Origin of the sequence: Roseomonas sp. CAU 1739 (genome assembly GCF_039839775.1) — a bacterium.
Taxonomy (GTDB): Bacteria; Pseudomonadota; Alphaproteobacteria; order Acetobacterales; family Acetobacteraceae; genus Neoroseomonas.
Genome location: NZ_JBDOQQ010000028.1, coordinates 39,665 through 52,949 on the forward strand (window position 1 = coordinate 39,665; position 13,285 = coordinate 52,949).

Sequence of the window (13,285 nt, forward strand, 5' to 3'; positions counted from 1 at the left end):
CGACATGACCGATCCGGAGGATGGCCCAATCCTCGCCTGCGCCCACGCGTTCGGCGGACAGGGCCTGTGGGAGAAGGGCGGAACTACCCCTCGTTCGCCCGATCCAGCGCATGCAGCGCATAGGTGAACGCCGCCCCCGCGTTCAGTGCGATCGCCACGCCCAGCGCCTCGGCGATTTCCTCCTTCGTCGCACCCGCCGCCAGCGCCTTGCGCACATGGGCGTCCATGCAGCCTTCGCATTTCGTCGTGATGGCGACGCCGAGCGCGATGAATTCCCGCGTCTTGGCATCAAGGTGCTTGGTCTGCGCGGCACCGTTCGACAGGGCGACGAAGCCCTTCACGATCTCCGGGTGCAACTGGCCGAGTTCCTTGCCGCGCTCCCGCAATCCGGCGGAATAGCCCTTCCAGTCCTTGATCGCGCTCATTCCCGCTTCCCCTGCAATGACAATGGGCGCGGGAGGCATCCCCCCCGCGCCCATCCATCATCGCGCTTCGGCGCGGCCTGCGCTACCCGACCTGCTCCGGCTCGCGGTCAGGCTCGCCTTCGCCTTCCTCAGGCTTGGGCAAGGCAGGAGGTGCGGCTTCGAGCATGTCGAACACCAGCGCCCCATCCTTCAGCCCGACCTTCACCGACCCACCCTTGGCGAGCTTGCCGAACAGCAATTCCTCGGCCAGCGGCTTCTTGACGAATTCCTGGATGATGCGTGCCAGCGGCCGCGCGCCATACAGCGGTTCGTAGCCGCGTTCCGCCAGCCATTCCTTCGCCGCGCTGCTCAGTTCGATCGTCACGTTGCGGTCGGCGAGCTGTGCTTCCAGCTGCATGACGAACTTCTCGACCACGCGGCCGACGATCTCGGGCGTCAGCGCTGCGAAGCCCACGACGGCGTCGAGGCGATTGCGGAACTCCGGGGTGAACAGGCGCTTGATCGCCTCCTCATCCTCGCCGATCCGCGTCTCGCGTTCGAAGCCGATGGTCGCCTTCGCCATGTCCGACGCGCCCGCATTCGTCGTCATGATCAGGATGACGTTGCGGAAATCGACCGTCTTGCCGTTGTGGTCGGTCAGCTTCCCGTGGTCCATCACCTGCAGCAGGATGTTGTAGAGATCCTGGTGCGCCTTCTCGATCTCATCGAGCAGCAGCACCGCGTGCGGGTGCTGGTCGATGGCATCGGTCAGCAACCCGCCCTGGTCGAAGCCGACATAGCCCGGCGGCGCGCCGATCAGCCGGCTGACCGAATGGCGCTCCATGTATTCCGACATGTCGAAGCGGATCAGCTCGATGCCGAGGGTCTTGGCGAGTTGCTTCGCCACCTCGGTCTTGCCGACGCCGGTCGGGCCGGAGAACAGGTAGTTGCCGATCGGCTTCTCGGCGTCGCGCAGCCCGGCGCGGGACAGCTTGATCGCGGCGGACAGCGCCTCGATCGCCTTGTCCTGGCCGAACACCATCGACTTCAGGTCGCGGTCGAGGTTGCGCAGCGTCTCGCGGTCGTCGGTCGAGACCGATTTCGGCGGGATGCGCGCGATCTTCGCCACGATGTCCTCGACATCCTTCAGCGTGACCGTCTTCCGCCGCTTGCCCTCCGGCAGCAGCATCCGCGATGCGCCGACCTCGTCGATCACGTCGATCGCCTTGTCCGGCAGCTTGCGGTCGTGGATGTACTTCGCGGAAAGCTCCACCGCCGCGCGGATCGCCTCGGGCGTGTAGCGGACCTTGTGGTGCTTCTCGTAGTTGGTCTTGAGGCCCTGCAGGATCTTCACCGCGTCCTCGAGCGTCGGCTCGTTGACGTCGATCTTCTGGAAGCGCCGGACGAGGGCCCGGTCCTTCTCGAAGTAGTTGCGGTATTCCTTGTAGGTGGTGGACCCGATGCAGCGCAGCGTGCCCTGCGCCAGCGCCGGCTTCAGCAGGTTCGACGCATCCATCGCACCGCCCGAGGTGGCGCCGGCGCCGATCACGGTGTGGATCTCGTCGATGAACAGGATCGAGCCGGGCTGGTTTTCCAGCTCGTTGACCACCGCCTTCAGCCGTTCCTCGAAGTCGCCGCGATACCGCGTGCCGGCCAGCAGCGAGCCCATGTCGAGCGCGAAGATGGTCGACTTCAGCAGCACCTCCGGCACGTCGCCCTCGACGATGCGCTTGGCGAGGCCCTCGGCGATCGCGGTCTTGCCCACGCCCGGGTCACCCACATACAGCGGGTTGTTCTTGGTGCGCCGGCACAGGATCTGGATGGTCCGCTCGATTTCCGAGTCGCGGCCGATCAGCGGGTCGATCTTGCCCGCCACCGCCTTCTTGTTGAGGTTGACGCAGTAGTTCGACAGCGCGTCCTGCCCGCGGCCGCCACGCGGCTTCTCCTCCTTCTCCTGGTTCTCCTCGGCGTTCGGGCCGGAAGACGCGGAGGGCTGGCCCTGCACCGGGCGCGGCTGCGACCGGCCGGGTGCCTTGGCGATGCCGTGGCTGATGAAGTTCACCGCGTCCAGCCGCGTCATGTCCTGCAACTGCAGGAAGTAGACCGCGTGCGATTCGCGCTCGCTGAACAGGGCGACCAGCACATTCGCACCGGTGACCTCGTCGCGGCCGGAGGATTGCACATGAATGGCCGCGCGCTGGACCACGCGTTGGAAGCCGGCGGTCGGCTTGGGGTCGCCGCCACGCTCGGTCACCAGCCCGGCCAGGTCCTTGTCGAGGAACTCGGTCAGGTCGCGCTTGAGCCGGTCGAGATCGACCCCGCAGGCGCGCAGCACGGTGGCCGCATCCTGGTCGTCACCCAGCGCAAGCAGCAGGTGTTCAAGCGTTGCGTATTCGTGTCGCCGTTCGCTGGCCAGTGCCAGGGCCCGGTGGAGCGTCTGCTCGAGGTTGCGGGACAGCATGTCAGTGACGCTCCCCTGTCGGTGGTGTGCCCGGCCACATTGGGCCCGTGCAGCACCGGGTATCGGTCGTGATGTGGTCTTCCCCCTGGGGTTCTGCGACCCCTTTCCCTGATTCTGCGAAGGCTATTCCTTCTCGATGGTGCACTGCAGAGGGTGCTGGTTCTGCCGTGCGAGGTCCATCACCTGGGTCACCTTGGTCTCGGCGACCTCATAGGTGAAGACCCCGCACACGCCGACTCCACGGCGATGCACATGCAGCATGATGCGCGTCGCCTCCTCGCGGTTCTTCTGGAAAAAGCGCTCGAGCACATGGACGACGAATTCCATCGGCGTGTAGTCGTCGTTCAGCATCAGCACCTTATACATCGCAGGCTTTTTGGTCCGCGGGCGCGCCTTGACGACGACGCCGGTCTGCGACCCGTCATTGCCCTGCCCGTTGCCTGTACGCTTGTCCGGATCGCTCATGGCTGCAGAAGTGGTTTCCCTAGGCGCTGACGGCAACGGCCCCCCGCCGCATGGCAGGATATCGGAGCGCGCGGCGCGAGGTGAAGGGCCGACCGCGCCCAAGGCGCAGATTGTCCACCGTAAATCGGCGACGACCACTGAAATCGGAAAGGCCCGGCCACCGCCCCACCCCGCCTGAGCGGGATGGTCCGGATGCCGGGCCCTTCGTGTGGCCGCCCCGCCCGGGGGAGGGGAGGGTTAGTATGGGCGGAGGCGGCCTTAGTCCCGTCGGGCTCAGGCCGCGAGCGGCTTCGCCATCTTCTCCATGGCGACCGTCATGCGGGCGGAGATCGGCGCAACCGCCTGCTCGGCCAGCTTGAAGACGGCTTCCTGCATCTTCGCGGACTCGGCGACGGCCTTCTCGACCGCGGCCTTGGCGTACTTCGTCTGGATCTCGGCGGCCTCGTTCAGGCTCTTCACCGCAGCGAGGGCCTTCGCACCTTCCAGGGTGTGGTCGGTCAGGCCCTGCGCCAGCGCCATCGCCTGGCGGGCCAGTTCCTGCGTGCCGGTCGCCCAGGTCTGCGCGGCCTTGGTGAAGGCCTCGACATTGCCACGGCTGAACTCGCCGGCTTCCTCGGCGGCCTTCATGAAGCCTTCCGCACCCTTGGTCATCTGCTGCATACCCTTTTCCATCGCCACGCGGGCCTGCGCCGCGCCTTCCGTCACGATCTTCTGCGCCTGGGCGGTGCCCTCGGCGGCAATCTTCTTCACGTCAACCTTGGTATCGGCCATGTCTTCGTCCCTTTCGATGATGGTCGCGGAGGCCGTCATGGCCTCCTCGATGGCGGTCTCGGGGGCCGACATGGCCCCTTCGATCTCAGTCGGCGGGGCCGCCACCGGCCCCTCGATCTCAGGCGCAGGTGCCGCCGCGGCGGCTTGATCCTGCTGGGTTGCCCGGGGCTTCCGGGCCGTCTTGCTGCGCTGCAACATGATGATCGTTTAGGCGGCCTGCCAATCGATACGCAAGGTTTTTTTGCAGTGCACAAAAATGAATTTCGGGGGTATCGGCGCGGTCCGGTAACGGTTGCGCACAAGAAGATTATGTAAGCCCTTGCTGGGAAACGAAGTCCTCGCGATTTGAAGTGGACGCTGCCGCCGACGCTGGTTATCCTTCACCCCACAGCCACCCGCCGCGACCCGTTCGCGCCGGCCGCAAGGGGATTCCGAATGACGTCATCGAGCGCCCGCTCGCGCCCGACCCGTGCCCCGTGGCGCGCCATTGCGGCCCTCGCTGCAGGGCTGGCCCTTGGGCTCGCCGCCGGACCGGCCGCCGCGCAGATCGGCAGCGATCGCTATTCCGCCATCGTGCTGGACGCCCGCAACGGCAACGTCCTGATCGCCGCCAACCCGGATGAGCAGCGCTACCCCGCCTCGCTCACCAAGATGATGACGCTGTACATGCTGTTCGAGGCCCTGCGCGACGGCCGCGTCCAGCTCGCCACCCCCATCACCATGAGCGAGGAGGCCGCCTCCCGCCCGCCCTCCAAGCTCGGCCTGCGGCCGGGCATGACGCTGTCGGTCGAACAGGCGATCCTCGCCCTGGTGACGAAAAGCGCGAACGACGTCGCCGCGGCGGTCGGCGAGCACCTCGGCGGCAACGAGGAACGCTTCGGCCAGCTGATGACCATGCGCGCACGCGCCATCGGCATGACGCGCACCACCTTCCGCAATGCCTCGGGTCTGCCGGACCCAGACAACGTGACCACGGCGCGAGACATGGCCACGCTCGGCCTGCGGCTGGTGCGCGATTTCCCCGACCGCTACCGGTATTTCAGCACGGTGCAGTTCGCCTGGGGGCGGCAGCTGATCCGCAACCACAACCGGATGCTCGGCGACTACGACGGCGTGGACGGCATCAAGACCGGCTTCATCCGCGATTCGGGCTTCAACATCGTCACCTCCGCCCTGCGGGACGGGGTGCGCCTGGTCGGCGTGACCATGGGCGGTGCGTCCTGGGTGGAACGCGACCGTCACATGGGCGCGCTGCTGGACCAGGGCTTCGCGCAGGTCGGCGTGGCGGCACGCCCGCCATCGGGCCTGATGGCCGCGGCCGGCGGCGTGGTCGGCGCCGCCCGCGCCGCCACCGCGGGCCGCGCGCCCGACCGCCGCGCCGCATCGACCCGTGCGGCCACCGCGTCGCGCGTGGGTGCGGGCCGGGGCACCACGGCCGCGGCGGCGGCAACTCGGGCCGTCGCCACGCCGCGCGGCGCCACCACGCCGCGACGCCAGTCATCGGCACCGGCCACGCAGCAGGCTTCGACCCGCGCCGCGGCGCGGATCGAACAGGGCAGCCGCTCGGGTACCCCGTCGGTCAGCGCTGGGCGCGGCAGCCTGCCGCCGCCGGTTCGCCGCCCCGGTGTGGCCACCACCGCCAGTCGCTGAGGGTTCCCGCCGCGCCGGCGCGCGGCATGTGACTTGCTGTTTATCTGCCCGTTGCGGCGCCGATCCATGCCTGCGGCGGGCATCTGCCCGCGCATCGGGCAGGCCGGTCCGCGCTTCCGCTTCCGGAAAGGGCAGATCATGCTTCGCCGCCGCCTCCTTCTCGCCGCCCCGGCCATTCTCGCGGCGCCCGCTGCGCTGCACGCCCAGGGCGCCTGGCCGAACCGGCCCGTCCGCATCATCAACCCCTATGGGCCGGGCGGCACCTCCGACATCGTCATCCGCTACCTGGCGGCCGGGCTGGAACGCGCCTTCGGGCAACCCTTCATCATCGAGAACCGCCCCGGTGCCGGCGGCGCGGTCGGAACAGCGCAGGCCGCGGCCGCGGCCCCCGACGGCTACACGCTGCTGATCACCAATACCGGGCCGCTCGCCGTGGCCGTCAGCATGACGCCGGCGCCGAACTACGATCCGCAGCGCTCCTTCGCCTACATCACCATGTTCGGCGGCGCGCCGATCCTCTGCGCGGTCAAGGCGGACGGCCCGATCCGCACGCTCGCCGACTACAAGGCCGCGGCCGGGCGCGGGCGTGATGCGGTGACCTTCGGGTCCTCCGGCATCGGCTCGGTCGGGCATCTGGCCGGGATGCTCTGGGCGCAGGAAGCCGGGGTCGAGCTGCTGCACGTGCCGTTCCGCGGCGCGGCGGATGCCCAGCAATCCGTGCTCGGCGGCAACACCGTCTCCCTGTGGGACACGCTCGCCGCCCATGCCGGCGGCGTCCGCGGCGGGTCGATCCGCGGCCTCGCCATCTCCAGCGAGGCCCGCGCCCCCGTGGTGCCGGACATCCCCAGCATCGTCGAGGCCGGCTTCCCCGGCGCGGTCGCGTCGAACTGGTTCCTGCTCGCCGGACCGGCCGGGCTGTCGGCGGAGATCACCGGGCGGTTGCGCGTGCATCTGGCGGCGGCCATGGCGGACCCAGCCGCGCGCGAACGCTGGTCGGCGAACGGCATCGTTTCCCTGGGCGACCCGTCGCCGGCGGAGATCGCGCAGTTTGTCGCGCGGGAAGCGGCGCGCTGGGCGCCGGTGGTGCGGGCCTCGGGGGCATAGGAGAAGGCCCCGGCGGCCTTCCCAGGACCGGCGGGCCACTGCCGGGCGGCTTAGGACACCCTATCGCGGCGTCGCCAGCACCAGCGTCCAGAACAGCCGCGGCACGTTCCCCGGCATCATGCCCGGCCCGCCGGCAAAGCCGACGCCCACCTGCGTCACGTCATCGGCCAGCAGGTTGGCGCGGTGGTCCGCACTGGCGATCCAGCCCGCCACGGCCTGTCGCGCATCTACGTACCCGGCGCCGACATTCTCCCGGTACGACCGCCAGTGGTAGCCGGTGCGGGTGATGCGGGCGCCCGGGTCGCTGCCGTCGCTGCCGGTATGGCTCATCCGGCCCGATCGCAGCATGTCGTTGGAATGCGCCGTCGCCGCCTGCGACAGGCGCAGGTCGAGTTGCAGGGGCGGCCGGCGCTGGCTGGCGCGGAAGGCGTTCACCTCCCGCAGCACGGCGTCCTGAAGCCGGGGGTCGGTTGCCGCCGCTGGCCGTGCGGTGGCGGCAAGCACAAAGCCGCCGGCCATCGCCAGCGCCCTCCTGCCGAATCGAAGATACTGAGTCCTCATTGCGGTGACGAGGCCGCGCGGGCGATCCGCGGCAAGGCACGATGTCGGGATCGTGCCCTGGAGCGTGATTGGTTCACATTCGTTCACCCATCACGCTCTACCCTATTGCTTGATGGCGTGATTCAGACCTCCGGCGCATTCGCACCTGCGGCCATCACGCTCTCACCTATTGCTTGATTGCGTGATTCAGACCTCCGGTGCGTTCGCACCTGCGATCATCACGCTCTACCCGAAACGGTTGAGCCAGTGCTGCGCGATGTCCTTTCGCCGCGCCACCCAAACTGCGTCGCCGGCGCGGGCGATGTGCTCCAGGATCTGTTCCAGCCCGCCGATCCGTGCCGGCCGTCCGATGGTGCGCAGATGCAGCCCGATCGACATCATGCGCCCGCCTTCCTTCAACAGCCGGTCGAAGGCGGCGATGCAGTAGCGCGAGAAATCCTCGGCGAAGACGAAGCCCTGGCCGGGGCGGAAGCGCATGTCGTTGGTGTCGAAGGCGTAGGGCAGGATGACATGCGGGCGCCCACCGGCACCCGGAACCAGCCGCGGCAGGTCGTCGTCATAGGCGTCGGAATCATAGAGGAACCCGCCATCCTCCAGCAGCAGCCGGCGCGTATTCACCGAGGGCGCCGACTTGGTGTGCCAGCCCACCGGCCGGGTGCCGGCGGCCGCGCCCAGCACCGCCACCGTCCTGGCGATCACGGCGCGTTCCGTGGCTTCGTCCATGTTGGCGTGCATTTCCCACCGCCAGCCATGGGCGCTCACCTCATGCCCGCGCGCCGCCGGTTCGGATGCGAGCACCGGCGTCATGGCAACGGCGCGGCCGCAGGAATTGAAGGTGGCCTTCATCCCATGCGCGTCGAAGGCATCCAGCACCCGCCAGAAGCCGACGCGCGAGCCATAGGCGAAATGCGTTTCCATGCAGGGATCGGGCGCGCCCTGCACGAGCTGCCCGGTCTCCGGCCCGCTTTCGTTGCGCTCGTCGCCGCTGCCGATCGACAGTTCCGCCCCTTCCTCGACATTGACGACGAAGGACACGGCAACGCGCGCCCCGCCGGGCCAGCCCGCATCGGGTGGGTTGCGGCCGTAGCCGGCGAGGTCGCGGGTGCTGGGCGGCATCCCGCCCGGAAGCGCGCCTTCAGCCATAGGTCTTGAGGATCGCCTGCATGGCGGGGGCGAGGTCCGGGCGCTTCAGCGCGAAAGCGACCTGGGCTTCGAGGTAGCCCGACTTGTCGCCGCAGTCGAAGCGCTTGCCGTCGTAGCGCAAGCCATGGAAGGGCTGCATGCCGATCAGCTTGGCCATGGAATCGGTCAGCTGCACCTCGCCGCCCGCACCCTTTTCCAGCTTCGCCAGGAAGCCCATCACCTCGGGCATAAGCACGTAGCGGCCGATGATGGTGAGGTTCGACGGGGCCTTCTCGATCGGCGGCTTCTCCACCAGGCCCTTCACCGAGACCAGCCGGCCCTTGTCCTCCGCGACGTCGAGCACGCCATAGCGGTTGACGCGTTCCATCGGCACTTCCTCGATGGCGACGACGTTGCCCTCGGTCTCCTTGTAGGCGGCGGCGAGCTGGGCGGTGCAGGACACGTCGCACATCATCAGGTCGTCGGGCAGCAGGATGGCGAAGGGATCGTCGCCGACGAAGGCGCGTGCGCACCAGATCGCGTGGCCGAGGCCCATCGGCACCTGCTGGCGCACCGTGACGATCGACCCCGGCGTCATCGCCTGGGCGCGCAGCGCCTCAAGTTCCGCGGTCTTGTTGCGGTCCGCCAGGGTGCGTTCGAGTTCATAGGCCACGTCGAAATGCTCGACGATGGCGGTCTTGCCGCGGCCGGTGATGAAGCAGAACTGCTCGATCCCCGCCGCTCGGGCTTCCTCGACGGCGTATTGGATCAGTGGCTTGTCGACGACCGGCAGCATTTCCTTCGCCATCGCCTTGGTGGCGGGCAGGAAACGGGTGCCGAGGCCGGCAACGGGCAGGACGGCCTTCTTGAGCGGCTTCAGGGGCACGGGCAGCGATTCCTCGATTCAACCAGGATTGTCATAGCGGAGCATGCCGGCGCGACATGAATAAGGCGTAGAGCATATCCCGTTCCGGTGGAATCACGTGATCCGCCGGTGCCGCTCAACAAATCGGTGACCTGCGGCGACGTCCCGACGCTGGAACGTGCCGACGCAATCGCCGGAAGGCGCGACTGCGCGATACCGTGGCACCGAGGGCGCACCAACCGGAGCGCCCCGCATGACCGCGACATCCCCCCTCAACCGCCTGTCGCTCGCCGCCCTCGGGCTGCACGGGGCTGACCAGCTGGCCATGGCGGCCCTGCCGCTGACCGCCGTGCTCGCGCTCGGCGCCGGGCCGGGCCTGGTCGGCATGCTGCTGGCCGCGCAGGCGGCGGCCTGGCTCGCCTTTTCCCTGCCGGCGGGGTTGCTGGTGGATCGCTTCGCGCGCGGCCGGCTGCTCGGCGGCGCGACCGTGGCGGCGGCGGCGGGCGCGGCACTTGCCGTGCCGGCGGCGGCGGCGGGGGGGGGTGGGGCGGTGTTGCTCGGGGTGGCGACCTTCCTCGCCGCCTGCGGGACCGTGCTGTTCGTCCTTGCAGCCGGCAGCCTGGTGCCGGTTTTCGCGCCGCGTGACGGGCTGGCGGCGGCCAATGCACGGCTGGAATTGGCGCGCGCCGTGGCGAGCCTCGGGGCGCCGCCGCTGGCCGGGCTGCTGGCGTCGCGTGGCCTGCCGGTCGTGGCGTATGGCCTTGCCATCGCCGCGGCGCTGCTGGCCTTTGCTGCGACACGCGGCCTGCCGAACCGCGCTGCCGTGCCGCTCGCCGCCGGCCGCCCACCGATCCGCGCGAAGTTGACGGAAGGCGCGCGCTTTGTCCTGAGCCAGCCCCTGCTGCGCGGCATCTTCGGCTGCGCCCTGGCGTGGAACTTTGCCTTCTTCGCCCTGTTGGCGGTGGTGGTGCCCTTCGCGATCGGCCCGCTTGGGCTCGACCCGGCGCGGCTCGGCCTTGCACAGGCCGGCTATGGCGCGGGGATGATCGCGGGGGCGGCGAGTGCCGCCTGGGTGCAGCGCCGCTTCGGGCCGAATGCGGTACTGGTGGCGGGGCCGGGGCTGTCCGTCGCCACGCCGTTGCTTCTGCTGGCGGCACCCGCCGGCAGCCTGGCCGCGCCCTTCGCGGCGCTGTTCCTCGTGGGCTTCGGGCCGATGATGTGGCTGATCTGCCAGACCGGCATCCGGCAGATCGTGACGCCGCCGGCAATGCTCGGGCGGGTCGGTGCCGTGCTGCAGGTGGCGATCTACGGGGTGCGGCCTATTGGCGCACTGGCCGGCGGCGGCTTGGCGGCCGCGCAAGGGCCGGCGGCCGGCATCTGGCTGGCCGGGGCGGGTTTCGCCGCCTCCGTGCTGGTGGTGCTGGTGTCGGACCTTGCGCGACTGCGGCGCCTGCCGGCCGGCGCCGCGGCGTGAACCGCGGCGGGGCCCCGGACTACTTGCCGCCGCGCGTCCCGCGCCCACGGCCCGGCCCGTCACTTGGGTCGGAATCGGTCAGACCCGAAGGCGGCCGACCACGTCCGCGGCCCGGCCCGTCATTCGGGTCGGAATCGGTGATGCCGGAGGATGCCCGGCCACGCCCGCGACCAGGCCCGTCATTCGGGTCGGAATCCGTGACGCCGGAAGGCGCCCGGCCGCGCCCACGGCCAGGACCGTCATTGGGATCGGAATCGGTCACGCCCGAGGAGCCCCGCCCGCGCCCACGACCCGGCCCGTCATTCGGATCGGAATCCGTCGCGCCGCTGCGCCCACGCCCCGGCGCGTCGTTCGGGTCGTTGTCGCTGCGCCCGGACTGCGCCAGGGCCGGCGTGGCCAGGGTCGCCGCACCGGCAACCGGCGCGTTCAGCAGAAGCAGGCGGCGGCCGAGCCCCTTGGATGGCTTGTCGTCGCTCATGGGGGCTTCTCCTGGCTGGCTGGCGCTATGGCTGGCTGGCGTCGTGTCGGCCCCGCCAATGTTACATCGGCGGGGTGAGTCCTTATGCGGGTCGCGCCCCGCGTCGGACAAGCCGGCATCCGATTGCATTCCCGTCATGATCGCTTCGGGCTGGCGGATACCGCGCCGCGCCACTAGGTTCCGCGCACCATGGACATGCCGATCTCCGCGGATGACCGCGTGGCCGCCGAGGCCGCGCGCCGTCGTTCCTTCGCCATCATCGCCCACCCCGACGCCGGCAAGACGACGTTGACGGAAAAGCTGCTGCTCAAGGGCGGCGCCATCCAGCTCGCCGGGCAGGTGCGCGCCAAGGGCAATGCCCGGCGCACGCGGTCCGACTGGATGAAGATCGAGCAGGAACGCGGCATCTCCGTCGCCACCTCGGTGATGACCTTCGAGCGCGACGGGGTGGTGTTCAACCTGCTCGACACGCCGGGCCACGAGGACTTCTCGGAAGACACCTATCGCACGCTGACGGCCGTGGACGCGGCGGTGATGGTGCTCGACGCCGCCAAGGGCATCGAGAGCCAGACCCGCAAGCTGTTCGAGGTGTGCCGCATGCGCGACATCCCGATCATCACCTTCGTCAACAAGATGGACCGCGAGGGGCGCGACCCCTTCGACCTGCTGGATGAGATCGAGAAGACGCTGGCGCTGGAAGCAAGCCCGGTCGCCTGGCCGGTGGGGCAGGGGGCCGACCTGCGCGGTGTGTATGACATCCTGCATCCCTCGCTGCGCATGGTGGATTCGGACGAGATCATCCCGCTCACCGGCCTCGATGACCCGGCGATCGACGCGCGTGTCCCGGGCGACCGCGCGGCCACGCTGCGTGAGCAGGCGGAACTCGCCTCTGGCGCCTGCGCCGAATTCGACATGGGCAAGTTCCTCGAAGGCTCGCTGACGCCGGTGTATTTCGGTTCCGCGCTGCGCGACTTCGGCGTGGCGCACCTGCTCGAAGGCCTCGCCCGCTTCGCCCCGCCGCCGCGCCCGCGCCCGGCCGATGGGCGGGTCGTGCGGCCGGAGGAAGCGAAGCTGTCCGGCTTCGTCTTCAAGATCCAGGCGAACATGGACCCGCAGCATCGCGACCGCGTCGCTTTCCTGCGCATCTGTTCTGGCCGGCTGGAGAAGGGGATGCGGCTGCGCCAGGTGCGCACCGGAAAGCTGGTGCCAGTGAACGCCCCGCTGTTCTTCTTTGCCAAGGACCGCCAGGTGGCGGAAGAAGCCTGGCCCGGGGATGTCGTCGGCATCGCCACGCATGGCGGCATCCGCATCGGCGACACGCTGACGGAGGCCGAGGCCATCAACTTCCAGGGGGTGCCATCCTTCGCGCCCGAACACATCCGCCGTGTGCGCCTCGATGACCCGATGCTGGCCAAGAAGCTGCGCAAGGCGCTGGACGAACTGGCCGATGAGGGCGTGGTCCAGCTGTTCCGCCCGCTCGACGGATCGCAGCCGATCGTGGGCGTGGTCGGGCTGTTGCAGCTTGATGTGCTGCAATCGCGCCTGCGCGTCGAATACGGCGTGCCGGCATCCTTCGAGGCCGCGCCGTGGAACCAGATGCGCTGGATGGCGAGCGAGGATCGCGACGCGATCGACCGCTTCTACGCCGCCAACCGCATGGACATGGCGCAGGACCATGACGACGAGCAGGTTGCCTTCTTCACCAGCGACTGGCGCCGCAAGCGGGCGGAGGAGGAATTCCCGATGATCCGCTTCCTGCCGGTGCGGGAACAGCATGGGCTGGCACCGGCGTGATTGGAGGGGTTTCGCCCCCTCATAGTCCCTTTTGCCGAACATGAGGACAAACCGGAAACGAGGTCGCGGCATTTCGCATCATCTCCGTTGGGAAAGGCGCCGGCGGCCTTGAGCATGGCCATGAGTTGCCCGACCA

The 13,285-nt window shown here is 69.3% G+C and carries 12 protein-coding genes; 4 read left to right on the top strand and 8 right to left on the bottom strand.

The genetic code is table 11. The features are described 5' to 3' along the window. Positions 1-83: 83 nt before the first annotated feature. The 4 genes from AAFN86_RS27690 to AAFN86_RS27705 all read right to left on the bottom strand — a co-directional run bounded on the left by AAFN86_RS27690 (position 84) and on the right by AAFN86_RS27705 (position 4,173). Positions 84-416 carry a carboxymuconolactone decarboxylase family protein gene (locus tag AAFN86_RS27690; RefSeq protein ID WP_408906637.1) on the bottom strand — a complete coding sequence of 111 codons (333 nt, stop codon included), beginning with the start codon at positions 414-416 and terminating at the stop codon, positions 84-86. A gap of 91 nt (positions 417-507) precedes the next feature. Further along, entirely contained in the window at positions 508-2,865 is a 2,358-nt protein-coding gene (gene clpA / locus AAFN86_RS27695; protein ID WP_347546859.1) for an ATP-dependent Clp protease ATP-binding subunit ClpA, read from the bottom strand. 123 nt (positions 2,866-2,988) lie between these two features. Further along, positions 2,989-3,330 (bottom strand): ATP-dependent Clp protease adapter ClpS, encoded by a 342-nt coding sequence (clpS, locus tag AAFN86_RS27700; protein ID WP_188970123.1) that lies wholly within the window; start codon positions 3,328-3,330, stop codon positions 2,989-2,991. Positions 3,331-3,603: 273 nt separating this feature from the next. Further along, entirely contained in the window at positions 3,604-4,173 is a 570-nt protein-coding gene (locus tag AAFN86_RS27705; RefSeq protein WP_347546860.1) for a TIGR01841 family phasin, read from the bottom strand. A gap of 363 nt (positions 4,174-4,536) precedes the next feature. Here AAFN86_RS27705 and AAFN86_RS27710 point away from each other — a divergent pair, with 363 nt between their 5' ends. Together AAFN86_RS27710 and AAFN86_RS27715 are read left to right on the top strand one after the other, a co-directional pair. Beyond that, complete coding sequence (locus AAFN86_RS27710) at positions 4,537-5,751, top strand: D-alanyl-D-alanine carboxypeptidase family protein (RefSeq protein WP_347546861.1); 1,215 nt, start codon at positions 4,537-4,539, stop codon at positions 5,749-5,751. A 138-nt stretch (positions 5,752-5,889) separates the two neighbouring features. After that, on the top strand, positions 5,890-6,855 hold the full coding sequence (locus tag AAFN86_RS27715; RefSeq protein ID WP_347546862.1) for a tripartite tricarboxylate transporter substrate binding protein: 966 nt from the start codon (positions 5,890-5,892) through the stop codon (positions 6,853-6,855). Between the two features lie 60 nt (positions 6,856-6,915). On the opposite strand, the gene AAFN86_RS27720 is transcribed toward AAFN86_RS27715, so the two are convergent. The 3 genes from AAFN86_RS27720 to galU form a co-directional block, all read right to left on the bottom strand. Continuing rightward, the gene (locus AAFN86_RS27720) at positions 6,916-7,374 is read right to left on the bottom strand and encodes a CAP domain-containing protein (RefSeq protein WP_347546863.1); all 459 of its coding nucleotides are present in this window, start codon (positions 7,372-7,374) and stop codon (positions 6,916-6,918) included. A gap of 267 nt (positions 7,375-7,641) precedes the next feature. Then, positions 7,642-8,532, bottom strand: a complete 891-nt coding sequence (locus AAFN86_RS27725; RefSeq protein ID WP_347546864.1) for a polysaccharide deacetylase family protein — start codon at positions 8,530-8,532, stop codon at positions 7,642-7,644. A gap of 19 nt (positions 8,533-8,551) precedes the next feature. Next, positions 8,552-9,424, bottom strand: a complete 873-nt coding sequence (gene galU / locus AAFN86_RS27730) for a UTP--glucose-1-phosphate uridylyltransferase GalU (protein WP_347546865.1) — start codon at positions 9,422-9,424, stop codon at positions 8,552-8,554. Between the two features lie 232 nt (positions 9,425-9,656). Here galU and AAFN86_RS27735 point away from each other — a divergent pair, with 232 nt between their 5' ends. Then, a complete protein-coding gene (locus AAFN86_RS27735; protein ID WP_347546866.1) occupies positions 9,657-10,877 on the top strand; it encodes an MFS transporter in 1,221 nt (406 codons plus the stop codon). 19 nt (positions 10,878-10,896) lie between these two features. Here AAFN86_RS27735 and AAFN86_RS27740 read toward each other — a convergent pair whose 3' ends face one another. After that, positions 10,897-11,355 (bottom strand): hypothetical protein, encoded by a 459-nt coding sequence (locus tag AAFN86_RS27740; protein WP_347546867.1) that lies wholly within the window; start codon positions 11,353-11,355, stop codon positions 10,897-10,899. Between the two features lie 189 nt (positions 11,356-11,544). On the opposite strand from AAFN86_RS27740, the gene AAFN86_RS27745 reads away from it, so the two are divergent. Continuing rightward, the gene (locus AAFN86_RS27745) at positions 11,545-13,149 is read left to right on the top strand and encodes a peptide chain release factor 3 (protein WP_347546868.1); all 1,605 of its coding nucleotides are present in this window, start codon (positions 11,545-11,547) and stop codon (positions 13,147-13,149) included. The last annotated feature ends 136 nt before the right edge of the window (positions 13,150-13,285 follow it).